The sequence below is a fragment of the Paenarthrobacter sp. Y-19 genome, from assembly GCF_029223985.1.
In the GTDB taxonomy this organism is placed as follows: Bacteria; Actinomycetota; Actinomycetes; order Actinomycetales; family Micrococcaceae; genus Arthrobacter; species Arthrobacter nicotinovorans.
Genome location: NZ_CP119414.1, coordinates 1564347 through 1589093 on the forward strand (window position 1 = coordinate 1564347; position 24747 = coordinate 1589093).

Below are 24747 nucleotides of genomic sequence, written 5' to 3' on the forward strand. Positions count from 1 at the left end.
TGGGGCCAACGTTGTCCCTTCCATACGCACGATCTCGAGGAAGGACGTCTCCCATGACCCATCTTCATAACCCCGGTTGGTCCGAAAATATCGAACCGCAGGGTGCCATGTCTCCGTTCAAGCGTTTTGCTGCGCTCCCGGAGGCCCAGGGTCTTTACAACCCTGATAAGGAGAAGGACGCCTGCGGCCTGGCTATCATTGCCACGCTCCGCGGGGAACCGGGATACGACATCGTGGAAGCGGCACTGACCGCCCTCCGCAATCTCGAACACCGCGGCGCCGTGGGCGCCGACGAAGGAACCGGCGACGGAGCGGGCCTGCTGATGCAGATCCCCGACGAGTTCTTCCGCGCCGTCACCGAATTTGAACTGCCGGCACCCGGACAGTACGTGGTGGGTACCGCGTTCCTTCCGGCTGAAGCCCGCGAAGCTGCGACAGCGAAAGCCGGCATCGAGGCACTTGCCGCCGACGAAGGCCTTACAGTCCTCGGCTGGCGTGAGGTTCCTGTGGTCGCGGACCTCGTGGGAGCCATGGCACGGGCATGCATGCCCTACTTCTCCCAGCCGTTCTTCGCCTCTGCCAACGGTGAGCAGCTTGAACACAACGAGCTGGACTCCCGCGCCTGGCGGATCCGCAAGCGCGCCCAGAACAAGTTCGGCGTGTACTTCCCCTCGCTGTCCTCGCGCACCATCGTTTACAAGGGCATGCTGACAACGGCCCAGCTGGAGCCGTTCTACCCCGATCTTTCGGACAAGCGCTTCAAGACCAAGCTGGCCATCGTCCACTCGCGCTTCTCCACCAACACGTTCCCGTCCTGGCCGCTGGCACAGCCGTTCCGCACTATCGCGCACAACGGTGAGATCAACACAGTCAAGGGCAACCGGAACTGGATGCGTGCCCGCCAGTCGCAGCTGGCCAGCCCCTTGCTGGGCTCGGTCCCGGAAGAGCTGTACCCGATCTGCACCCCGGGTGCCTCTGACTCCGCCTCCTTCGATGAGGTAGCCGAGCTGCTGTGGCTCTCAGGGCGCCCCATCACGCACTCCATCATGATGATGATCCCGGAGGCGTGGGAGAACCACGCCACCATGGATCCGGCACGCCGTGCCTTCTACGAGTACCACTCCCTCCTCATGGAGCCGTGGGATGGTCCCGCTGCAGTGTCCTTCACCGATGGCAGCCTCGTTGGCGCCACGCTGGACCGCAACGGCCTGCGACCGGGACGCTACTGGATCACCGAAGACGGCCTGATCATCTTCGCCTCCGAAGTTGGCGTGATCGAGGTCGAGCCCTCCAACGTGGTGAAGAAGGGTCGCGTTGCTCCCGGCAAGATGTTCCTGGTGGACACTGAAGCCGGCCGCATCATTGACGACGCCGAGGTCAAGGCCGAGGTAGCTGCTGCCAACCCCTGGGCCGAGTGGCTCAAGGACAACCTGATCGACATCAACGAGCTTCCCGAGCGTGAGCACGTGCTCCACACGGCAGCATCGGTGAACATCCGCCAGCGTACCTTCGGCTACACCACTGAAGAGTTGAAGATCCTGCTTGGACCGATGGCCCGCACCGGTGCCGAGCCCCTGGGCGCCATGGGTTCGGACACTCCGGTAGCTGTGCTGTCCAAGCGGCCGCGTCTGCTGTTCGACTACTTTGTGCAGTCCTTCGCCCAGGTCACCAACCCGCCGCTGGATGCCATCCGCGAAGAATTGGTGACTTCCCTGAAGTGCGCCATCGGTCCCAACGGCAACCTCCTGGACGGTAAGCAAGTCCGCCAACCGCAGATCTCGCTGCCGTTCCCCGTGATCAATAACGACCAGCTCGCCAAGATCGCGAACATTGAAAGCCCCGACGGCGACCGCATCGCCATGAAGGTCCGTGGCCTTTACCGCCCCGAGGGTGGGGAAGCGGCTCTCCGTGCCCGCCTGACGGAGATCTGCGAGCAGGTATCCGGCGCGATCAACCGTGGCGTCCAGTACGTGGTGCTGTCCGACCGCGACTCGAACGCCCAGTGGGCACCGATTCCCTCGCTCCTGCTGGTCAGCGCGGTCCACCACCACCTGCTTCGCAGCGCCAACCGCACCAAGACCGCCCTGGTGGTTGAAGCCGGTGACGTCCGCGAGACGCACCACGTTGCCGTGCTCATCGGTTACGGTGCCTCCGCTGTCAACCCGTATCTGGCCATGGAATCGGTGGAACAGCTGATCTCCAACGGTGACGTGACGGGCGTGACCCCGGAAGACGGCGTCTACAACCTCATCAAGGGCCTGGGCAAGGGTGTCCTGAAGATCATGTCCAAGATGGGCATCTCCACTGTGGCTTCCTACACGGGTGCCCAGACCTTCGAAGCGCTGGGCTTGTCCCAGGAACTCGTGGACGAATTCTTCTCCGGCACACACTCCCAGCTCGGTGGCGTTGGCCTGGATGTCATCGCCGCGGAGGTTTCGGCACGCCACCAGATGGCGTACCCCGAAGGTGGCATCGAGCACCCGCACCAGCCGCTGCTCGGCGGCGGCGAGTACCAGTGGCGCCGCGACGGCGAACCGCACCTCTTCAACCCGGAGACAGTGTTCCGCCTGCAGCACGCTACCCGCGAACGCCGCTACGACATCTTCAAGTCCTACACCAAGGGCGTTGACGACCAGTCCGAGAACCTGATGACCCTGCGTGGGCTCCTCAAGTTCAAGGACGGCGTCCGTCCGCCTGTGCCGCTGGAAGAAGTGGAGTCCGTTTCCAGCATCGTGAAGCGTTTCTCCACTGGTGCGATGAGCTACGGCTCCATCTCCAAGGAAGCGCACGAGACACTGGCCATCGCCATGAACCGTCTGGGCGCCAAGTCCAACACGGGTGAAGGCGGCGAGGACGTGGACCGCCTGCTGGATCCGGAACGCCGTTCTGCCATCAAGCAGATCGCTTCAGGCCGATTCGGTGTCACCAGCCTCTACCTCACCAACGCCGACGACATCCAGATCAAGATGGCGCAGGGCGCCAAGCCCGGCGAAGGTGGCCAGTTGATGGCGCAGAAGGTCTACCCCTGGGTAGCCCGGACCCGTCACTCCACTCCCGGCGTCGGGCTGATTTCCCCGCCCCCGCACCACGACATCTACTCGATCGAAGACCTCGCGCAGCTCATCTACGATGCCAAGCGCGCCAACCCTTCGGCCCGGGTGCACGTGAAGCTGGTTTCGGAAGTCGGGATCGGTACTGTGGCGTCCGGCGTCACGAAGGCCAAGGCCGACGTCGTGCTGGTTTCAGGTCACGACGGCGGTACCGGCGCCTCGCCGCTGAACTCGCTCAAGCACGCGGGCGTGCCGTGGGAACTCGGACTGGCCGAGACCCAGCAGACCCTCATGCTCAACGGCCTCCGCGACCGCGTGGTTGTACAGGTGGACGGTCAGCTCAAGACCGGCCGCGACGTCGTCATTGCTGCCCTGCTGGGCGGCGAGGAGTATGGTTTCGCGACTGCTCCGCTGGTGGTGTCCGGCTGCATCATGATGCGTGTTTGCCACCTGGACACCTGCCCCGTGGGTGTTGCCACGCAGAACCCTGAACTTCGGTCCCGGTTCAATGGCAAGCCCGAGTTCGTGGTCAACTTCTTTGAGTTCCTCGCTGAAGAAGTCCGTGAAATCCTTGCCGGGCTTGGCTTCCGCAGCCTCGAAGAGGCCATTGGCCACGCCGAGATGCTGGACACCCGCGAGGCCATCGACCACTGGAAGGCCGAAGGCCTGGACCTGGACCCGATCCTGCACGGTCTCGAGTTCGACGACGACGTGCCGCTGCGCAACATGACCGGCCAGAACCACGAGCTGGACAAGCACTTCGACCAGCGCCTGATCACGATGGCCCAGGAAGCACTCAGCGACCGCATGCCTGTCAAGATCACCTTGGACGTCATCAACACGGACCGTTCCGTGGGCACGATGCTCGGCCACGTGGTGACCAAGACGTTCGGTACCGATGTAATGGCGACGGACACCATCGACATCACGCTCAATGGCACCGCGGGCCAGTCACTGGGCGCTTTCCTGCCTGCCGGCATCACGCTGCGCATGTTCGGGGACTCCAACGACTACGTGGGCAAGGGACTTTCCGGTGGGCGCATCATTGTCCGCCCGGACCGTACCAACGTTTTCCAGGCGGAACGCAACGTCATCGCGGGCAACGTCATCGGCTACGGTGCGACCAGCGGCGAGATGTTCCTGCGTGGCCAGGTCGGCGAACGGTTCCTGGTCCGCAACTCCGGTGCCACCGCCGTCGTCGAAGGCATTGGCGACCACGGTTGTGAATACATGACCGGTGGCCAGACGCTGATCATCGGCCGTACCGGCCGCAACTTCGGCGCCGGCATGTCCGGTGGTACCGCCTACGTGCTGGACCTGCAGCCTGAGCGCGTCAACAAGCTCGCCCTGGATACGGGTGAACTCCAGCTCCTGGAGCTCGACGCTGAGGATCGTGACATTGTCCACGGCCTGCTCACCAAGCACGTTGAGGAAACCGAATCCGTCCTGGCCGGCCGTCTGCTCGAAAATTTCGACGACACTGCCGCCCGCATCACCAAAGTACTGCCGCGCGATTACGCCGCAGTCCTGCAAACCCGTCTCGACGCCATCGAAGAGGGCCTGGACCCTGATGGCGAAGAAGTATGGTCTCGAATCCTGGAGGTAACCGGTGGCTGATCCACGCGGATTTCTGAAAGTCCGGCAGCGCGAGACGCAGCCACGCCGTCCCGTTCCCGTCCGCATCATGGACTGGAAAGAAGTGTACGAAGCCCAGGAGAAGGGCGTCCTGAAGAGCCAGGCCGGGCGCTGCATGGACTGCGGTGTTCCCTTCTGCCACCAGGGCTGCCCGCTGGGCAACCTGATTCCGGAATGGAACGACCTCGTTTGGCGGGACAAGGGTGAGGAAGCGATTGAGCGCCTTCACGCCACGAACAACTTCCCGGAGTTCACCGGCCGGCTGTGTCCTGCACCCTGTGAAGCGTCCTGTGTGCTGGGCATCAACCAGCCTGCCGTGACCATCAAGCAGGTCGAGGTTTCCATCATCGACCAGGCGTTCGACAACGACTGGGTCCAGCCCCTTCCGCCGACGCGCCTCACCGGCAAGACGGTCGCCGTCGTCGGTTCCGGCCCCGCCGGCCTGGCCGTGGCGCAGCAGCTGACGCGTGTTGGCCACACCGTTGCCGTGTACGAACGCGACGACAAGATCGGTGGCCTGCTCCGGTACGGCATCCCCGACTTCAAGATGGAGAAGGAACAGGTCGACCGTCGCCTCGAGCAGATGAAGGCCGAAGGCACACGCTTCCGGACCGGCGTCGCCGTCGGAACGGATGTCACGTGGGAGCAGCTGCGCCGCCGTTACGACGCCGTCGTTGTCGCCACCGGGGCCACCGTCCCGCGCGACCTGCCGATCCCGGGCCGCGAGCTTGAAGGCGTGCACTTCGCCATGGATTACCTTGTGCCGGCCAACCGCGTGGTGGCGGGGGAGACCCCGGAGAACCACATAGACGCCCGCGGCAAGCACGTTGTCATCCTCGGTGGTGGCGATACCGGTGCTGACTGCATCGGAACCGCCCACCGCCACCAGGCAGCGTCGGTGACGACGCTGGCGATCGGCAAGCAGCCGCCGTCGGAACGCGCAGCCCACCAGCCGTGGCCGACGTTCCCCACCTTGTTCGAGATGGCCAGCGCCCACGAAGAAGGCGGCGAGCGTACGTACCTTGCGTCCACCGTTGAGTTCGTTGGTGAAAATGGCAAGCTCACCGGCGTCAAGGTTGCCGAAACCGAGTTCGTGGACGGCAAGCGACTGCCCAAGGCAGGCACGGAGCGGATTATTCCGGCTGACCTGGTGTTCCTGAGCCTCGGCTTTACCGGCGCTGAGCCGGCAGGTATCACCGAGCAGGTCAGTGCAGAATTCGACGGTCGGGGCAACGTAGCCCGCGACGGCTACTACATGACAAATACCGAGGGAGTATTTGTTGCCGGCGATGCCGGACGTGGCCAGTCACTGATTGTGTGGGCCATTGCGGAAGGCCGTGCGTGCGCGGCCGCAGTGGACAGGTTCCTGATGGGAAGCACCATTCTCCCGGCACCGGTCGCCCCCACCGACCGGGCGATAGCGGTCTTATAGCGCCGGCAGGAACTGATCTTTTACTCAATCAGCATGAACTACTTAGGGTAGGTATATGAGACGCGCGAAAATTGTGGCAACTTTCGGCCCGGCTATCTCCAGCTTCGACAACACCCTCGCGGTGCTGGAGGCCGGCGTCGACGTTGCTCGCATGAACATGAGCCACGGCGACTACTCCGTGCACGACAACACCTACGAGAACGTCCGCAAGGCTGCGGCCCAGTTGGGCAAGCCCGTGGCCATCATGGCCGACCTCCAGGGACCCAAGATCCGCCTTGGACGTTTTGTTGACGGCCCGCACGAGCTGGCTGTCGGCGACACCTTCACCATCACCACTGAAGACGTTCCCGGCACCAAGGACATCTGCTCCACCACGCTCAAGAGCCTCACCGAGGACGTCAACGTCGGCGACGCACTGTTGATCGACGACGGCAAGGTGGCGCTGCGCGCCATCGAAGTTGACGACGTCAAGGTTGTCGCCACGGTCACCGTCGGCGGCAAGGTGTCCAACAACAAGGGCATCAACCTTCCCGGTGTTGCCGTCAACGTTCCCGCGTTGAGCGAAAAGGACGAGGACGACCTCCGCTGGGCCCTCAAGCGCGGTGCTGACCTGATCGCCCTCTCGTTCGTGCGTGATGCCTCCGACATCAAGCGCGTCCACGAGATCATGGACGAAGAAGGCCGCCGCGTACCGGTAATCGCCAAGATCGAAAAGCCGCAGGCCGTGGAGCAGCTCCACGAAATCATCGACGCGTTCGACGCCATCATGGTTGCCCGTGGCGACCTCGGCGTCGAACTGCCGCTCGAAGAGGTGCCGATCGTCCAGAAGCGTGCCATCGAACTGGCACGCCGCTGGGCCAAGCCGGTCATCGTGGCCACCCAGGTCCTCGAATCCATGATCGACAACCCGCGTCCGACCCGCGCCGAGGCTTCCGACTGCGCCAACGCAGTTCTCGACGGCGCCGACGCGGTCATGCTCTCCGGCGAAACCTCCGTGGGCCAGTACCCCATCGAGACCGTCAAGGTCATGGCACGGATCATCGAGTCCACCGAAGTCCACGGCCTTGAGCGCGTACCCCCGCTGGGTACCAAGCCCAAGACCCGCGGTGGCGCCATCACCCGTGCCGCCGTCGAAATTGCCGACCAGCTGGATGCAAAGTACATCTGTACTTTCACCCAGTCCGGTGACTCGGCACGCCGCCTTTCGCGCCTCCGCCCGGTCAAGCCGGTCTTCGCGTTCACGCCGGTGGAGCACGTCTGGAACCAGCTGGCCCTCACCTGGGGCATCCAGCCGGTACTGGTTCCCTCCGTGGGCCACACCGACGAGATGACCGCACAGGTGGACAAGAGCCTGTTGGAAATGGATCTCGTGGACGAAGGCGACCTGGTTGTCATCGCAGCCGGTTCCCCTCCAGGACAGGCCGGTTCCACGAACTCGCTGAAGGTCCACAAGGTAGGCGACCTCGCCGACACCTCCAAGACCGACGACGGTTCGCGTAAGGAACCTGTTGGTCCTTGGCCCGAAAAGAAATCCAAGGCCAAGAACTAAGCCTCAGCTTTGACACAGCCGGCCCCGCCATTTGGCGGGGCCGGCTGTGTTTTGTCTTGGGTTTCTTTAATCCGTGGTGAGTACGACGGCGGCCGCGCACCTCATGCGAGGTACGCGGCCGTGCGTTGCGTTTAGTTAGTTGACCTGGTTGATGATGGTCTCGGCAACCTCACGCATGCTGAGGCGGCGGTCCATGGAGGTCTTCTGGATCCAGCGGAAAGCTTCCGGTTCCGTCAGGCCCATCTTGGTGGTCAGGAGGCTCTTGGCGCGCTCTACAAGCTTGCGCGTGGCGAACTGCTCCTGGAGGTCGGACACCTCGTTTTCCAGGGCCTTGATTTCCTCGTGGCGCGAGAGGGCGATCTCAATGGCCGGAATCAGGTCCGCGGGGGAGAACGGCTTGACGACGTAAGCCATTGCGCCGGCGTCGCGGGCGCGCTCCACCAATTCCTTCTGGCTGAACGCGGTCAGCAGGACGACGGGAGCAATGCGGGCCTTGACGATCTTCTCGGCTGCCGAGATGCCATCCATGACGGGCATCTTCACATCCATGAGGACAAGGTCGGGCTTGAGTTCCTCAGCCAGCTGCACGGCCTTCTCGCCGTTGTCCGCCTCGCCTACGACGTCATACCCTTCGCCCTTCAGGATCTCGATAATGTCCAAGCGGATGAGGGTTTCATCCTCGGCTACGACAACGCGTCGGGCCGGCTGGGCTGTAGACGTGGACTCCGTCTGTTCGGTCACGGGATCTCCTTGAAAAGGTTCGGCGGGTTCATGTCCATCTTAGTGTGGACTCTTTGATGGCAGGTTTTGTTGCATCAGCGCGTCCGGTTCTTTGAATCAGCCTATCTGCATGTAGAGTAGTTTCGCGTGCTGGGAAAGGATCGCGTTGCTCACAGGAATGAGAGCAGCTGAACTCCCAGTATTCCGGGCCCGAGTGGCGGAATTGGCAGACGCGCCGCACTCAAAATGCGGTATCGAAAGGTGTGTGGGTTCGAGTCCCACCTCGGGCACGGCATACCCCCTCGTCTGAGGGGGTTTTTGCTTCTACGGGTGTACATTCTGGGTGGTCAGGTCCCTCTGACGCTGGCCGCAGCGCTTTGTTCAAGGTCATGGCGGTGTACCGACTGCGGCTGTCGGCTGTATTCAAGCTGTTTTCGTTTGTTTGCGATGTGCACAAATGTGTTGAGCGCCTATGCAAGGTCAGCGGCTAGCTGCATGGACAGTGAAAAACTGCGAGTGCAAGCCCTGTGAAAGGCGAACGCGCTGACGGTAGGGACCGAAGGCCGGGACAACCCGCTTGGCAGCCCCCAAGCTGTTGGCGCCACAAATCAACGAAGCTGAATTGATCTAGGCGAATAGGGTTTGCTCGAGCCCAGGCTCAAACTCGTCATGGTGTCCGTCACACGCCATCAGTGCTCGAAACAGCCGGCGAAGTGTGGTGATCAATCTGTGGAACCACGCGTTCGGCACGCTAGGTACCTCGTCCTGCTTCTGCAAGGAATCTAAAGGCGCTCCAAGGCCTGGAAACCAATCGGCAGTCCTGCCGGTGCCGGGCTGCGAACGACGGCTGACGCTGCTGTCCCGCTCGGAACACGGCTCGTCCGTCACAAGAAAGGCATGCCAATTCCTGACGGGTGGCATTCTGCTCTTCCGGAAGAAGCCCGGCAAATTCCGTTGCGGTCCATTCCGTGCCGTCCAATATGCTTTTTGCCATATACAAGGTGCCTCCTCGTGTACTGCTAACTGAAGTTCGAACGGCCATCAATAAGCTCCGCCGCCGGCCACCTCGCGAACGCCGGTATCCCGCGAGCCCCTGTCAGTCACCAGCCGGGGCGGGATAAGTTTCGGCACCTCATTGCCTGCCGTGTTTGTTCTGGAGACGATTCGGTCGTCTGAAGGTCATGGGCCGCAGGTAGCCACTGCGGGCCCATGACCGCCTTCTGGCCTGCTATTTCGAGCTGGGTCGTCCGGGGATATGGCTAAGAATGGACTTGGAGAAGCCGCCATCGACGCAAATATCCTGACCGGTGACGTAGCCGGATAGTGGGCTTACGAGAAATTCGATCACGTTGGCGATGTCCATCGGATCTCCTATTCTTGCGAGCGGGATAATTTCCTCCCGTGCCTTCTTGATTTTGGGATCCTCATACATTTTTTCGGTCATCCGGGTATGGGTCATGCCGGGGGAGACTACGTTGACGCGGATGCCGTCGGGTGCCCATTCCAATGCCAGTGTCTGGGCCAACATTGTCAGCGCGGCCTTGCTTGGGCTGTAGGCGCCGGATCCGGCGTGTGGTTGTTGACCGGACATGGATGAGGTGAAGCAGGCGGCGCCGTGGCTGTCCTTCAAGTGCTGGTAGCTTGCTTTGGCGAGAAGCCATGGGCCGCGCAGGTTGACGGAGAACATTGCGTCCCAGTCTTCAAGGGAGACGTCGCATATGGGTCCGGGGTTGGCGATTCCGGCATTGGCTACCAACGCGTCCAGGCCACCGAATTCTGCAACGGCAGCCTTGACCAGCTGGCTCGGCACGTTGGGGTCGCCGAGATCACCTGCCAGTGCGATGGCGGTGCCTCCCACAGCCTGGATTGAACGAACAACCTGCTCTTGGCTGCTGTTTGATTCGTGTCCGCAGACTGCAATCATTGGCTGCTCACCGCGCGCAAGGGCTGCCTCCGCGAGTCTCAGGGATGCTGCAGCGCCGATTCCGCTGCTTCCGCCACTGACCAAAGCCCTCATTACACAAACTCCTCTTTCAGGTTTTTTCGCATTGATAAATTAGACCTCAATAATGCTGGTTTCTTCCGTGCTCGAATAAATTCTTGGTGGAGCCCGGTTTCCGGCGGAAGGAGTTAACTCTCCAGTTCCCATCCGTGATTCTTGAGGTCCTGCATCGCTTTCGCAAATTCGTGGACTGGATTATCCTCACGGATGATCTCCAGAACGACATTCCCGACGCCGCATGTGTCCTTGACGGCGTCGCCCAGCCCAGCCCAGTCAATGACTCCCGTGCCGATGGGGTCGTGACCCCAAGTGTCCACGCCGGTGTCGGAAATGTGCACCAGTCCGATGGCCTGGTGATGCTCCCGCAGACTGGCGACGGGATCTTCTCCGATGAAGGCGGCGTTGGCGACGTCGTAGACGATCTTGACAGAATCGTCGTTGATCGTGCTGACGACACCTGCCAAGTCCTGGATTGTGGGAGTGAAGCAGTAGGGGGTGTTTTCGAAGAGCAATCGTGTGCCAGCCTGCTTGGCCACCGGGATGAGACTTTCCAGGCTTTCATACATCCATCCGTGGACGCTTTCGAGCGAGGGCGAGATCATAGGACGGCGGGTGCCGGGGGAGATCACGACCTCAGCGACGTCCCAAGCGGCCGCCAAGTCAATTACCGACTTGATGTGATCAATACTTTTGCGGCGCATGCTGGCCCCGGGGCTGGCCAGGTTGATGTCATATCCGCCAGCGTTCAAGGACCGTATTTCCGCACCGTACCGGCTGAGCCTGTCTTGGATGGCCGTGCGTTCGGGGGTTGCTAACTCATCCGGCCAGCAGTGCGGAGAACTGACTGGAACCTCGAACGTTTTGTAGCCGTTGTCGACAAGCTCGGCTATCGCATCGATCGCCGTCGCTGACCAAAGATATGAAAACGTATTGATAATCATGTTGTTCACGTAGGAGAAGTCCTCTCAGTTCCGCGCCATGGAGAAAGAAGCTTCCCTTCATAACGCACTATAAATTCTGAGCTGCCGCGGAGCTGCGGCCGAACTGCCGCAGCTCCGAACCGACCGTCTATTTGGAGTGCCGGGAGACGTCGACCATCGAGGTGGTGCCCGAAACCAAATTTTCGCCTTCGAGTACCTCAGGGTCTGCCAGTGCCACAGTGGAACGGTCACCGCGGTTGCCGGTCTCCGGCAGCGTGAAGTAGACGACGAGGCACAATGCGACGACGACGATCATGTAGACAGCGACGAGCATCGGCTGCCCGGCTCCGACAAATGCGGCAGCGATCAGAGGTGCGGTTCCACCAAAGACGGCAATCACGATCTGATGCGCGAAACCGATGCCTGATACCCGGACGGAGGCCGGGAACAATTCGGCCTGGATGGTCGGATAGACCGACTGCCAGATGCCGAGAACTACCCACCCGGAGGCCGATACCAGGACGTATACCCAGAAGCCCGGCTGGTTGAGGAGCAGGAGCAAGGGGTAGAAGAGAACAATCATGCCGATGGCGCCGATGATTGGGAAGATTTTGCGCCGGCCGAGTCGATCAGAGAGTGCGCCGCAAGTCGGCACGATAACCACCAGCAGGGCCAGCCCGATAACACTTCCGGCGAGTGTGGAGGAGAGGTCCCGGCCGCTGGTGAGTTTGGCGTACGTGGGAAGGAAGGTGGCCCAGGTGTAGTAGGCCACGGCTGGTGCGGAGAGTGCAGCTGCCTGAAGCAGGGCCTTCGGGTGCTCGCGAAGCAGATCCATCAGGCGCGCCGCAGCGGACTTCTGGTCGACAAGGGCTTCTGCTTCGAATTCGGGGGTCTCTTCAGCCCGGGCCCTCAGGATCAGGCCGACGATGCCGAGGAAGCCGCCCACAACGAAGGGGATGCGCCATCCCCATGCGGCGAGATCGGCGGTGGAGAACGATGACGTTACCATCGCCGCGGCGCCCGTAGCTGCCAGGGTTGCAAGGCCACTTGCCATATTGGTGAAGGAACCGAACAAGCCTCGCCTGTTCGCTGGAGCGTGTTCGACCATGAACGCGATGGCACTTTGGCCTTCGCTGCCGGCCGAAATGCCCTGGATGACGCGGGCAACCAGGAAGAGGACGGGTGCCGCATAGCCGATGCTCGCAAATGACGGTGTGAGGCCAATGATGAGTGAGCCGAGCGCCATCCCGGAGACGGATAGAGTCAGGATGAGCCGCCGTCCAAAACGATCAGCCAGTGGCGAGATGATGATGCCGCTAAGAGGCCGTACAACAAACCCGACGGCGTACGTCAGGAGTGCGGCGATCAGGGAGGCGAACGGGGAGTCGCTGGGGAATATCTGCGACGAGAATACCGCTGCGAGCAGCCCATAGATGTACCAGTCGTACCACTCAACGAAGTGGCCGATCGTGCCTGCAATCAGGTTCAGGGTGCGGCGCGGATGTTTAGACGTTTCGGGACGCCCCGAAGTGTCGGGACTGCCGACTGCTTCTTTTGAGGTCTTCATTGAACTCTCCATGTTTTCACGTTTAGCGCTTTGGTTATAGTGCTGGATCTGGGCACCTGGTGTGCGGGGCCGGGCCGCCTGTTAGTGCGTCCGACCGGTTGACGAAATGCCAGGGGAGGCGGCCGGTGCGGGGCGGGCGGCGCTGCTTGCCAATAAGCGAAGAAAGCTTTCACAAACCTCCAGGCTCCGAATGAGATCGGTTGCTGAGATCGGTTGCATTCAACAATACGGATGGAATGTGATCTTTGTCAATGCACAATAGCGACGTTTCGTCCCATGCCAACGCCACTCACGGCCCGTCGCTAGGCTGCATCAATCGAGGGAAAGTGGTGCCTCGTTGTCGAAGTCCTGAAACTGCACACCTGACCAGGTGCATTCGAGGCGGCCGTAAGTGGCCCAGTAGTCATCCCAGTGTGCGAGCTTCCAGTTATCGCGCTCCAAAGCACGCTTGATGAGTCGCGAACGCAGGACGTCTTGGGGCACCCGGACTCGTATCACGGTGATCTCGGGAGAGGGCCAGTGGAAGTCATTTGCCGCACGGGTCAGGTAGCCCGGATCGTCAAAATAGGCCCCGAAGGGGGCGTCGAGGACTACGGAGCGGCCGAGGCGCAGGTTTACTCCTGCCACATCCATGAGGGTCTCGTACTCAAGGGGCAGCAGATTGGCGCGATAGTAGTCGTTTGACTCGCGGTCGGTCGGGTCATGCCCCGTGGCGGTCAGTGCGAATTCGACGAAGCGGCCGCTCACCCGGTCCTTGTCCAGGTAAGCCGCTTGATGCTTCTCAGCCGTTTGTTGCGCGATGGTTGTTTTCCCTGAGCCGGCTGGTCCAATGACGATGAAGACCTGGGGAGACATTATCCGCGTGCCTCTGCTACTGCTGCGAGGAAGGCCCGGGCTGCTTCGGTGACGCGGGTGAAGTCCCCGTCAGGCTGCCATGCCTTGGTAACGTAACTGCCCACGCCGACGCCCGCCACGCCTGCGGCGAACCACTCGCCAACATTTTCCAGTGTGACGCCACCTGCAGGCATGATCGGCAGGTGCGCCAGAGGTGCGAGCACTGCCTTTGCGTAGGCCACCCCGCCGGCCTCGGTGGGGAAGAGCTTGAGGATGTCAGCTCCTGCCTCGGCGGACTCAACGAATTCCGTGGGTGTGAAGGCTCCGCTGATGGTTGGCACCTGATAGCGGTTCGCGGTCCGGATCATCGCAGGGTTCAACTGGGGGCTGACGAGGAACTCGGCGCCAGCCCGGATGCATTCGTACGCGGAGTGCTCGTCAAGAACCGTTCCCGCACCAACCGCCACTCCGCTTGGTCCATGCTTTGCGGCCAGGCGCCGGATCACCTCGACGGCCCCGGGAATCGACAGGGTGATCTCCAATGCCCGGAAGCCACCCTCGATGGCAGCCTCCGCGACCTTCTCGGCAACCTCGGCGCTCTCAAGTCGCACAATAAGGACGGCCCCGGACTCGTCGATGGTCTGCAGGGTACGAAGTTTCTTATTCATGATGCCCTCTCTCCGGCCGGGTGGCTCTTTGCTCCAGCCAAACCCGGCTCTATTGATGTTTCGTTGACAAACTCTCCCACCATCCATAGTGTTATTGCAACCGATCTCAGCAACCGATCTCATACAAGGGGGTATTGCGGTTGACTAAAGTACGAACAATTATTCTTGGTGCATCCCATTGGCATGTTCCACTCTGCGCACAGGCCATGGCCGAAGAACACGACATGATCGCAGTAGGCGACGATGATGTCTCCCGTTTGCAGGTGCAGAAACTGGCAGACGGCTGGGGAGCGCCGGTTGAAGCTGACTGGCAGAAACTGGTGGATTTGCCCGACGTCGGACTCGCCTATGTGTTTGGTCCCCACGAGGGTATGGCAGAAAAGTGCATGGCCCTGATCGAGCGGAATATTCCGTTCGTCGTGGAAAAGCCATTGGGCACCTCCCTTGGCGAGCTGTCCACCGTGCGTCAGGCCGCCGAAGCAGCTGGCGTACCGGCCACGGTGCCCTTGGTGCAGCGTGGCGGCCCGACGGACCAATGGCTCGCCAAGGCAGGCCGGCCAAGTTATCAACGGTCCTCGTTCATTGCTGGTCCGCCATCCCGGTACCTCCACAATGCCAATCCCTGGATGCTCGATCCTTCCAAGGCTGGGGGAGGCTGCCTGGCCAACCTGGCCCCTCATTTTGTTGACCTGTTTCTACGGGGCACCGGCGAATCAGAGCTGCAGGTGCAATCCCGGCTCTCATCGGTTCTTCACGGCCAAGATATTGAGGATCACGCGAGCCTTATCCTCACTACGCCCGAGGGCCGCGAAACCATCGTGGAAGTCGGCTACGCATTCCCGGGCTCGCCGCTGAAGCGTTACTGCAGCTTCACATCGGTCGGCGAAGCGGGATTTGCCGCCGTTGATTCCGACGGCACAGCTACTTTCACGTCGACGGACGGCACCACGGAAGTGGACAAGATTAATGTCGACAGCGACCCACTCTACGATCCGTTTGTCCGAAGTGTCGCCCGGACGCTGGAAGATGGATTCCAGGGCCTGACAACGCTGGCCCAGCTCGAAGATGTCATGCGCCCCATTTGGCGGGCCTATGACGATCAGCACGGAGGAAGAGAACATGCCTGACTTGAGTATCGACGTCGTCGCTAAAGCCGCCGGGGTTCACCGGTCAACCGTCTCCCGGGCGTTCTCACGCCCTGAGGCTGTGAAGAGTGAAACGCGCGAGCATATCCTTCGGGTTGCCGAGGGACTTGGCTACACCATGAGTCCGCTGGCACAGGCGCTTCGTCGCAAGACCAGCAACATCATTCCTCTGATCGTCCCTGACATTACGAACCCGTTCTTCGCGGAACTTGCCAAAACGATGACACAAGCAGCTGACGAGCGCGGCTACCAGCTCATGCTCTGCGTCACCAACGGCGACCCTGCCAAATCTGATGGATACTTCACGGCCATGCAGGCGATGTATGCCCCGTTCGGGATTGTGGCACCCTCCACAAAGGTGGACACCGAGGCGCTGAAGCGTTTCGCCTTCGGCCACAAGGTTGTGGTGATTGACCGCGTGGAAGGCGACGACTCCGTTCCAACGGTTACCGTTGACAGCCGCAAAGGAATCATGCTGGCGTTGGATCACCTGCATTCCCTGGGGCATACCTCGATCGGATACGTATCCGGTATCGCCGGGACACACACGGCCCAGGACCGGATGGACGCCTATCTGGAGCTCACCGCCCAAAGCGGCAGCACACCTGTCGTGCTCGACAGCGGGTCAGACCTCGATGCGGGCACGCGCGGTGCGGAGCATTTCCTGGCTATGGACAATCCACCCACAGCGATCATTGCAGCCAACGACATGGTGGCTTTCGCGGTGATTTCGGCGCTCGGCCGAAGTGGCCTTCGGGTACCGGAAGACGTGTCGGTCATCGGGTTTGATGGGCTCGCTCTAGGTGCCCGCTTCAACCCACCACTGACAACCGTGCGGCAGCCGATCGCTGACATGGGACACATCGCCATCGAATTGGCTGAAAAGCAAAATGTTGACGGCTCCGTGGACCATATCGTCCTCGAACCCGAACTTCTGGTCCGCGGCTCCACCTCGGAGCTCCGCAAATGAGCGGGGTGCAGGAGCAGAAGCTTCGGCCTCTGCCGGGGCTCCAGCACACGGACCACGTCGGTTTGACGGTTCCCAACCTTGAAGAAGGCATTCGTTTCTTCGTCGACGTTCTTGGAGCTGAAGAGCTATACCGCTCCGAACGCGGGCCGGACGAAGAGTTCATGCCCACGAACTTTGAAGTCCCGGCAGATGCCAAGCTCACGCTCGCCATGTTGCGGCTGCCACCGAATCTCAATATCGAGCTTTTCGAGTGGAGCAGTGCCGAGCGGCGGGAGACGCCACCGAGGCATTGCGACGCCGGAGGGCACCACCTGTGCTTCGTTGTGGATGACGTCGATGAAGCCATTGCCGTGCTGCAGGAAACGCCTGGAGTACGTGTGCTCGGTGAGCGCAAGGAAGTTGCCGGCGATAGCCCGCGCGTAGCCGGCAACCGTTGGACCTATTTCGTAACCCCCTGGGGCCTGCTGATGGAAATCGTGGATCGATCCCGCGTCCCGGCCCCTCCCCGACTGGTCGGTCCCACGGACTGGGCAGCAGCTCCACACACTTCAGAAAGGACATAGAACAATGCGGCTAGCGGGTCACACACTAGGCACCCCGAACCACACGGTTCCCCAAGCACTTAGTCTCTTCCGGGCCGCAGGGCTCGATGCGGCAGAAGTCATCTACCAGGACGACTACAAGTCCGGCTTGCCCCTAGGGGACCGGCACTCCGCGGCGGAGGCACTCAAAGCGTCCGAAGGCGAAGGCATCCCCATCGTGGGACTAACGCCGTACACCACCGCCATCAACTCACTGGACGATGCCGAATGGCGCAAAGCCGTCGACGAATTTCGTGGAGCCATAGATACCGCACAACTGCTCGGGGCTGACAGGGTCCGCGTCTACGCCGGCTCCTGGCATCCCGGAGACACCGACCACGCTGCGCGGTGGGGGCAGTTGCGCAAAGCCTTGGAGACCCTCGCGCCCGAAGCCCATCAAGCCGGCGTCCGCCTTTGCGTAGAGAACCACTTCGGCACGATGACCCAGACCGCAGCGGACACCGCGGCACTCGTCCGGGAAATTGCCCAGCCCTCCGTCCGCGTGCTCTACGACCAGGCCAACCTGACCTTCACGCACGACGAAAGCTACGAAGAAGCCTTCGCCGTCCAAGGTGACCTGATCGGCCACGTCCACGTCAAAGACCTTGTCTTCACAGACCCGACGGCGACCTTCCGAGCCTCGGAGACGGCCAGGGTCAACGCCTCAGAGCGTGCAGTCCGGTCACGTGTGGTCGGAAGCGGCGTTGTGCCGTGGTCCCCGGTTCTCGCCGCACTGCTGAAGCACGGCTACGACGATGTACTCAGCATCGAACTCGAATACCGCTGGCACCCGCAAGATCTCCCCACCCCCGAGGATGGATTCCGGGAATCCGCCACAGTCCTGCGCTCAATGCTCACTGATTTGGCCGAAGTAAGGAACGCCTGATGAACACCAATCGCCTCCGTGTCGGAGTTATCGGCGCCGGCAACATCGCCACCATCGCGCAACTGCCCACCCTCGTCCAACGGGACGATGTCGAGCTGGCCGCCTTGGTTTCCCGGCGCGAAGATCCCAGCAGCCTGGTCCGGCGCTGGGGCTTCAACGCCGCCTACAAGACAGTGGAGGAGATGCTGGCCGCGCAGGAACTGGATGCAGTGTTCGTGCTGACCCCGCGCTCCGAGCACGCCCACGCCGTCGAGCTTTGCCTCAACCGCGACGTGGACGTGTTCTGCGAGAAACCGCTTGCCCCGGCGACAGCTGAGGCAGAACATTTGGCAGACCTCGCCGACGAGCGGGGACGGATACTCATGGTTGACTTCAACCGGCGCTATGCACCCGTCTACACGGCCGGCCGGGAGGCTTTTGGCGACAAAGGCGCCACCTTCTGCGTGGCCCAAAAGAACCGCCCTGGATCCGAATACCGTGCAACGTTCGAGAACGCCATCCACATGGTCGATCTCCTGCGCTGGTACTGCGGGGGCGAACCTGAGCACGTGGCTGCCCACGCTGCTGGTGAAGATCCTTGGGAAGAAGACGGAATCGCAGCGACCATCCGCTTCAGCACCGGTAACACCGGCGTCCTGATGGCAGCCCGAACAGCGGGAGCATGGAACGAGAAACTGGACGCCTACGGTGACGGGAAGACCGTCGAAGTCAGGGCGCCCGAGACCGTTTCCACCACCATCAACGGCGTCACTACCTCGCGGGAACTCAGCGCCGAAGCGTACGGCTGGGCTACTGCGACAGACACCCTCGGATTCTCAGCCGCCGTTCACCATTTCCTTGACCGGGTGGCCGACAGGGCCCAGCCGCTGACTTCAGGCCGCGAAGCAGTACGCACCCAGAGCCTGCTGGACCAGATCCTCGCCGCGGCCGGCCTGCCCACAGAGGAGCAAACGGGGCGCGAATGGGCGAGCCACGCAGTCAACGCAAGCTGAATCTTTACTCACGTAAGGAGGTGTCACCATCGCTCTCCTTCGTGCTCGTAGGGCTGCATCGGAAGTCTTCGGAGCGGGGAAGCGGTCATTTCGTGGGCGTTTCACCGCCCTTGCCGGCATCCTGCTGGTTGCCTTTAGCGCTCGCGAAGCGGTTTCGGCGGCGTCTCCGCTCTTGGGCCGAATTGGCACGGACCATCCCTTTGACGCCCTGACCACAGGAATTCTCGGAATGCTGCCGACCGCCAGCTTCGCAGTGGTGGGCTTCGCTGCCCTTCCGCTCCTGCGGCGCCTCCAGCTGGAGCACCTCCTGGTGATTGCGATCCTGCTAACAACATTGGGTCAGCTAGGCCGCGCAGTGGGATGGAATGTCCTGGCATTCCTGGTGTTCACCTGTGTCGCCATGCTCGGGATTGGTCTGGTCAATGTCGTGGCTCCACCTCTCCTGGCGAAGTACTTCCCAGACAGAATCGGGCTTCTCGCAGCGATCCACGTCACACTCCTGGGTGTCAGCACGGCAGTGGCCGCCCAATTCGCCATTCCTTTGGATGCTCTTTATGGCTGGCGCTTCTCCATCGGTATTTGGGCTGCCCTCAGCGCGTTGGCTGCGGTCCCGTGGCTGATTCTTCTTGTGGCCAGAAGGACCGTTGCCCGCTCGGGGGACCATGCAGCGGAGGGCAGGCAGTTGCCTTCTGCGAATGGAGTCAGACCGTGGCGATCAGCTATCGGCTGGGGCACAGCATTGGTTTTTGCTGGTTGTTCCAGCAATACTTTTGCGGCGCTCACTTGGCTCCCGGCTGTCCTCGTTGACAGAGGACTGAGCCAGGAAACTGCCGGATCCATGCTGGCGCTCTATTCAATTCTTGCTCTGCCGGTCGCTTTGATTGTGCCCATGGTTGTTGTGAGGATGTCCCGGCCACTACCTGTTGCCGTCCTCTTTGTCGTAGCTTTCGCCTTAGGCTACGGCGGAATCATGATGGCGCCGCCAGCTTCGGCAGCCTTGTGGGTCGTCATTGCCGGGCTGGGCCAGGGCGCCTATTCCTTTGCATTCATCTTGATCAATAAGCGAACACGAACGCAGTCCGGTTCAGGAAGTATGTCTGCGTTTTCCCAAGGAACCGGCTATGCCCTCGCAAGCGTCGGCCCGTTCCTTTTCGCGCTCCTGCACACTCCCGGGGATGGTTGGCTGCCCTCGTTCGGCATGCTCGGTGTGTGGCTCCTGGTGCTTGTGGCAGGGGCCATCATGGTCAACAAACCACGCATGCTTGAAGACACCACAGTCTGGTGCCGCCGTTCCAAGCAACCGATTCACTAATTTCCGAAGCAACTCAAAGGAGAGATTACATGAGCACCGCTTATGGCCCTGGGCCTGATCTTTGCGCGTCCGACATCATGACGACGGCGACACAGCCCCCGCGCGTTGCCGTGGTGGGCGCGGCCGGGTGGGCAGGATCCCGTCATGCCCGGGCTTTCGCCCAGGTGGGCGCCAACGTCACCCACCTTGTGGAGAAGGACGAACGGGCGGTTTCATTGGCTGACGAGCTGGGCGCGCGGGTGGTGCCCGGCATCCAGGACCTTCATTCTGATCAACTGGACTTGGTCGTGGTAGCGCTACCCACCACTCTGCAACCGGAAATCTGTGCAAATTTGCTGAACAGGGGATTCCGGGTGCTGACGGAAAAGCCCGTGGCGGCAGATACAGCAGGTGCCGCCGTCGTGTCCGCCGCTACAGGAGTGAACGAACGACTCATGGTGGGGTATACACTCCATCAGCACCCCGCCGTCGAACTCCTTTCCGAGTGGATCCGAGACAACGACGTGATCGCTGTCAACGTTCGATCGGTCGCCCACAAGGAGACCATCGACTCATGGCGCGCTGATCCGGGTGAGGGCGGCGTTGCGGTGGTAAACGGCATCCATGCCATCGAACTGGTCTCTTCGTGGTTCGAGGGTGACCCAAAAGTCCTTGCCACAAGCGTCAGCAGCAGCCTGTACGGGTCTCCGGTACCGGAACACGTCCTTTCCACGCTCGAATTCCCGTCTGGCGTGGTGTTCACTCTGCAGACTTACTGGTCTCCCTGGCAGGAACCCCAAGGGCTCAACCAGGGAGATTGGAGCCTCACCGTGGATGTTCTGGCCACTGGCGGCCGTATGTTGTGGTCAAACGATTCCCTTCACGTGTGGAACCGTGACGGCGGACAACAGGAGAAAAACTTCGAGCCCTCGGACCTCTTCCTGCGCCAGGCAGCAGCAGCCGTGAGGTTCTGCGGGGGTGACGCGCCTGCCGTTACTTTTGCCCAGGCGCTCCGCGCCACGGAAATCGCCGACGCCGTTCAGGCGGCCTCGGCCTCCGGCGCTCCGGAGGTGCCAGCCCCCTAAGCACCAATCGAACCGATCAAAGGTCGACCCGCCGAACCGAGCATTATCGAGTAAGGAAAATGAACATGAAACCAGCACCTCACACTCCGACCGCACGAGCACTGCGCTCGAGCTGCACCCGGAACGGAGAGAACCGATGAGCCTCAAAGACCAAGTGGTCCTGGTAACCGGATCAAGCGGAGGAATCGGCGACGCCGCGGTCACCGCACTCATAGCCGCCGGAGCCAGGGTCATCGGTGCCGATCGTTCCCCCAAAGAGGACCAGTCCTTGGAGGCGTTTTACCCCCTCGACATCACCTCGGAACAACAATGCGCTACGGTCATCCAGGACATCCAAGCCCAACACGGCCGTGTTGATGTCCTCATCCATGCAGCAGGAGTGCTCGGCCCCACCCCGGACATCATGGAAACAACCACCGAAGAGTTCGACTCCATCCTGAGGATCAACGCCACCGCGACCTTCACCATGGTCCGGGAGACCGCAAAATCCATGCTTGAGACCGGCACGGCCGGCTCCATCGTGGTCCTGTCCTCAGTTGCGGCCAAAGAATCACGCCTCAACTACCTGCCCTACAACGCGAGCAAGCTCGCCGTCCTCCACATCATGTGGTCCTTTGCCGAACTGCTCGGACCCAATGGAATCTCTGTAAACGCGATCGCACCAGGACCGGTGAACACACCCATGTGGGCACAATTTGCCCGGGATTCCGGTCCGGACGCTGCAGCCAACCGAGCGAAGAGGGCAGCGCAGCTGCCGATGCGCCGGTTCGCTGAACCCGATGAAGTAGCCCGGGCCATCCTGTTCCTTTCAGATCCCGACAACCGCTACATCACGGGGGTGTCCTTGGACGTGGCCGGCGGGGCACATCTGGGAATAGGAACCTGAGACTCCCGACAGAGCTTGTCCATTGGCGGCCCGTGGCTGTGTGCCCTTGACTCACCCGGAGCAACATCAACGGCATAGGGCTGCCCTCATCCAGGAAGGTCATTGAGCAGTCAGAGACGGGTCCCTGACCTACGAAGGAGACACATAATGCGACATCACCACACTGCCCTGCACGTCACGGATATGGAGCGGAGCGAGCGATTCTATGTGGATGGCCTCGGACTGGCGCGTTTCGATGCCTGGACGTCGGGACCATATATCGGAGAACTTTACGGCCGTCCTGACGTGACCGTCAGAGCCATGCTTCTCGCTACCAGCGACGGATCCTTCCGGCTGGAACTAGCACATGCCGAGCCGCTACTGCCAGCAGTTGATCCATCACGGGCGCAACCGGGCACAGCTCACCTGGCCTTTACAGACATTGACGTTCGAGAGGTTTACGCCAGGATGACAGCGCTGGGTTACAGCGCGGTATCTGAACCCGTTGCCCCGACCTCGGGCCCCATTGCCGGAGGGTGGTTGGTTTACCTCCTCGATCCTGACGGAAATCGTGTGGAGCTGATTCAGCCGCCGGACTGGCGCCCAAGCCAGGACATGTAAGGCGCCCGCCGGCTGAATGACGCGCCGGCCCCGCCACCCCCGACTGATTCGGGGGTGCAAGAGCTCCGCTCAATGTTGCGCAAAAGCAGGCCCCGTGAGCCGTCGGCGACGGTCACAGGGCCTGCTTTTTGTGTGTTGCGGGAGAGTGCTGCTGGTTGGTGCGTCGACTTACCCCTTGACACCACCGGAGGTCATGCCGGCCACAAACCAGCGCTGGAATGCCAGGAAGATTGAGAGAACAGGGATGAAGGCAACCACGATGAAGGCGGCGAAGAGTCCCCAGAAGCTACCGAAGCCGGTGGTTATGTATCGCACTATGCCGTTCTGCACGGTCTTCATGTCTTCAGTGGTGGCGAGGACAGTGCCGACAAGGAAGTCGTTCCAAACGAACACGAAGATGAAGATGGCGACGGCAGCGATACCAGGACGGATGAGAGGGAGGATGATGCGCCACAGGATCTGCATGCGGGAGCAGCCATCGATGGCGGCCGCTTCCTCGATTTCCACAGGAATATTCTCGATGAAATTACGTAAGAACAGGATGGTTTGTCCGCAGATGATTGCCGTGTAGACGATGATCATCATGGGGTAAGTGTTGATTAATGCGGTCTTGACGAACATCGAGTACAGCGCGATAAAGACTACGATGGCCGGGACCATGGACAGGACCAGAATCCCTGTCATCAGAGTTTCCATGCGGCGGCTCCGATACCTTGTGGCCACATATGCCGCAGGGATGCAGATGGCCAGAGCCAGGACGATAGAGCCGCCGGCATAGATGAGGGAGTTTACGAAGAATCGGATGTTGGTCGAGGTCAGAAGGCCGACATAGCCCTCGGATGAGAATGGGGCCGGTATCCATTTTGGCGGGAATTCCAGTGTGCCTGAACCGGTCTTCAGTGACGTGGACACAATCCATGCGACCGGCGGGAGTACGACCGTTGCGGAGAGGATGATGTACGCCCAGGCAGGGACTGCCCGGATGAAACTGCCCAAGCGCCGCTGGCGGCGCGGGGTTGTGATGCTCACAGGCTTTCCTTCCGTCGGAAGCGAATGGCGACGAGGGTCAGGACGATGTTGACGGCGAAGAGCAGGATTGCCGTTGCTGATGCTCCGGAGAGATCAAACTTGTCGAACATCTGGTTGTAGACCCGCATGGACAGGGTTTCTGTAGAACCGATGGGGCCTCCTCTTGTGGTGACGAGGATGATGGTGACCATCTGCACATAGAGCATGAGAAGGACGACCACGACGGAGACAATGGTGTTGCGCAAGTAGGGCAGCGTGATGTTCACGAACTGGTGCCAGATACCGCCGCCGTCCACTTTGAGGCTTTCGCGGAGCTCCTCAGGAATCGTTTGAAGGGCGCCCAGGAAGAGGAGCATCGCTTGCGGGTAGGACCACCAGGCTGTCATCAGTGTTACTGCAACCAGCGCACTGGTCGGTGTTGAGAATACGTCCGTGGGACCGAACCCCAGGGACTTGGTGATCGCTGATGCTGGGCCGTAGTTGGGGTTGAGGAACCACAGCCAGATTGTTCCTGCAGTGGCCTGGGACATCAGCCAGGGAAGGAGGAAGAGGCTCCGGACCGAACGCTTGAAGCGGTGAAGGTTGTTGAGCACGATTGCAGATAGCAGCCCTGCCGGCAAAGCGATAACTAGGGCCCCGAGCGAGAACACCAAGGTTGTCCATATGCGACTCGGCAGGTCGGAGTCTGAGAACAATCGGGCAAAGGAATTCAGACCCGAGAATTTGCCAATCTGGTAATACGACGTCTCGTGCAGGGCCGTCCACGCTGTGTAGATGAGCGGCCCCACAAATACAAAGAGGAAGACGGCGCTGACCGGGAGGACGTAGAGCCATACCATTCGATCCCTACGGACTCGGCGGATGGTCTGGGTGCCTAAGGGCGACGTTGGGGTCTTGCGTGGGCT

Annotated in this window: 19 protein-coding genes and 1 tRNA gene; 12 read left to right on the forward strand and 8 right to left on the reverse strand. The window is 61.3% G+C overall.

All coding sequences use genetic code 11. From position 1 onward, the window contains the following. The first annotated feature begins 53 nt into the window (after positions 1-53). Genes gltB through pyk form a run of 3 tightly spaced genes read left to right on the forward strand, consistent with a single transcriptional unit; the run spans position 54 to position 7666 of the window. Complete coding sequence (gene gltB, locus PYR64_RS07245) at positions 54-4667, forward strand: glutamate synthase large subunit (protein ID WP_275779115.1); 4614 nt, start codon at positions 54-56, stop codon at positions 4665-4667. After that, complete coding sequence (locus tag PYR64_RS07250) at positions 4660-6117, forward strand: glutamate synthase subunit beta (protein ID WP_018778625.1); 1458 nt, start codon at positions 4660-4662, stop codon at positions 6115-6117. The genes gltB and PYR64_RS07250 overlap by 8 nt, the downstream gene beginning before the upstream one ends. Positions 6118-6172: 55 nt before the next feature. Beyond that, on the forward strand, positions 6173-7666 hold the full coding sequence (gene pyk / locus PYR64_RS07255; RefSeq protein WP_035733916.1) for a pyruvate kinase: 1494 nt from the start codon (positions 6173-6175) through the stop codon (positions 7664-7666). A gap of 135 nt (positions 7667-7801) precedes the next feature. On the opposite strand, the gene PYR64_RS07260 is transcribed toward pyk, so the two are convergent. Then, positions 7802-8407, reverse strand: coding sequence for a response regulator (locus PYR64_RS07260; protein ID WP_011774540.1), 606 nt, complete (start codon positions 8405-8407; stop codon positions 7802-7804). A gap of 187 nt (positions 8408-8594) precedes the next feature. On the opposite strand from PYR64_RS07260, the gene PYR64_RS07265 reads away from it, so the two are divergent. Further along, a tRNA-Leu gene (locus PYR64_RS07265) sits at positions 8595-8676 on the forward strand. A gap of 938 nt (positions 8677-9614) precedes the next feature. On the opposite strand, the gene PYR64_RS07270 is transcribed toward PYR64_RS07265, so the two are convergent. The 5 genes from PYR64_RS07270 to eda form a co-directional block, all read right to left on the reverse strand. Beyond that, complete coding sequence (locus PYR64_RS07270; RefSeq protein WP_018778623.1) at positions 9615-10403, reverse strand: SDR family oxidoreductase; 789 nt, start codon at positions 10401-10403, stop codon at positions 9615-9617. Positions 10404-10516: 113 nt separating this feature from the next. After that, positions 10517-11329, reverse strand: a complete 813-nt coding sequence (locus PYR64_RS07275) for a sugar phosphate isomerase/epimerase family protein (RefSeq protein WP_275779913.1) — start codon at positions 11327-11329, stop codon at positions 10517-10519. Positions 11330-11456: 127 nt separating this feature from the next. After that, the gene (locus tag PYR64_RS07280) at positions 11457-12875 is read right to left on the reverse strand and encodes an MFS transporter (RefSeq protein WP_275779121.1); all 1419 of its coding nucleotides are present in this window, start codon (positions 12873-12875) and stop codon (positions 11457-11459) included. 312 nt (positions 12876-13187) lie between these two features. Continuing rightward, positions 13188-13730: an ATP-binding protein gene (locus tag PYR64_RS07285; RefSeq protein WP_275779123.1), complete on the reverse strand. Its 543-nt coding sequence runs from the start codon at positions 13728-13730 to the stop codon at positions 13188-13190. After that, positions 13730-14377 carry a bifunctional 4-hydroxy-2-oxoglutarate aldolase/2-dehydro-3-deoxy-phosphogluconate aldolase gene (gene eda, locus PYR64_RS07290; RefSeq protein WP_018778619.1) on the reverse strand — a complete coding sequence of 216 codons (648 nt, stop codon included), beginning with the start codon at positions 14375-14377 and terminating at the stop codon, positions 13730-13732. Before eda ends, PYR64_RS07285 begins: the two co-directional genes overlap by 1 nt. Positions 14378-14583: 206 nt before the next feature. Here eda and PYR64_RS07295 point away from each other — a divergent pair, with 206 nt between their 5' ends. The 8 genes from PYR64_RS07295 to PYR64_RS07330 all read left to right on the forward strand — a co-directional run bounded on the left by PYR64_RS07295 (position 14584) and on the right by PYR64_RS07330 (position 22213). Beyond that, positions 14584-15504, forward strand: coding sequence for a Gfo/Idh/MocA family oxidoreductase (locus PYR64_RS07295; RefSeq protein WP_275779126.1), 921 nt, complete (start codon positions 14584-14586; stop codon positions 15502-15504). Continuing rightward, positions 15497-16492: a LacI family DNA-binding transcriptional regulator gene (locus PYR64_RS07300; protein ID WP_018778617.1), complete on the forward strand. Its 996-nt coding sequence runs from the start codon at positions 15497-15499 to the stop codon at positions 16490-16492. The genes PYR64_RS07295 and PYR64_RS07300 overlap by 8 nt, the downstream gene beginning before the upstream one ends. Continuing rightward, a complete protein-coding gene (locus tag PYR64_RS07305) occupies positions 16489-17055 on the forward strand; it encodes a VOC family protein (protein ID WP_275779128.1) in 567 nt (188 codons plus the stop codon). The genes PYR64_RS07300 and PYR64_RS07305 overlap by 4 nt, the downstream gene beginning before the upstream one ends. Positions 17056-17059: 4 nt before the next feature. Then, positions 17060-17959 carry a sugar phosphate isomerase/epimerase family protein gene (locus PYR64_RS07310; protein ID WP_275779130.1) on the forward strand — a complete coding sequence of 300 codons (900 nt, stop codon included), beginning with the start codon at positions 17060-17062 and terminating at the stop codon, positions 17957-17959. Continuing rightward, entirely contained in the window at positions 17959-18951 is a 993-nt protein-coding gene (locus PYR64_RS07315; RefSeq protein ID WP_275779131.1) for a Gfo/Idh/MocA family oxidoreductase, read from the forward strand. Before PYR64_RS07310 ends, PYR64_RS07315 begins: the two co-directional genes overlap by 1 nt. Positions 18952-19123: 172 nt before the next feature. Further along, complete coding sequence (locus PYR64_RS07320; RefSeq protein ID WP_275779134.1) at positions 19124-20263, forward strand: MFS transporter; 1140 nt, start codon at positions 19124-19126, stop codon at positions 20261-20263. A 29-nt stretch (positions 20264-20292) separates the two neighbouring features. After that, the gene (locus PYR64_RS07325; protein WP_275779136.1) at positions 20293-21327 is read left to right on the forward strand and encodes a Gfo/Idh/MocA family oxidoreductase; all 1035 of its coding nucleotides are present in this window, start codon (positions 20293-20295) and stop codon (positions 21325-21327) included. A 136-nt stretch (positions 21328-21463) separates the two neighbouring features. Beyond that, positions 21464-22213, forward strand: a complete 750-nt coding sequence (locus PYR64_RS07330; RefSeq protein ID WP_110504157.1) for an SDR family oxidoreductase — start codon at positions 21464-21466, stop codon at positions 22211-22213. Between the two features lie 768 nt (positions 22214-22981). Here the strand turns inward: PYR64_RS07330 and PYR64_RS07335 are convergent. Together PYR64_RS07335 and PYR64_RS07340 are read right to left on the reverse strand one after the other, a co-directional pair. Next, positions 22982-23842 (reverse strand): carbohydrate ABC transporter permease, encoded by an 861-nt coding sequence (locus PYR64_RS07335; RefSeq protein ID WP_018778609.1) that lies wholly within the window; start codon positions 23840-23842, stop codon positions 22982-22984. Beyond that, the gene (locus tag PYR64_RS07340) at positions 23839-24681 is read right to left on the reverse strand and encodes a sugar ABC transporter permease (protein ID WP_018778608.1); all 843 of its coding nucleotides are present in this window, start codon (positions 24679-24681) and stop codon (positions 23839-23841) included. Before PYR64_RS07340 ends, PYR64_RS07335 begins: the two co-directional genes overlap by 4 nt. Positions 24682-24747 lie beyond the last annotated feature (66 nt).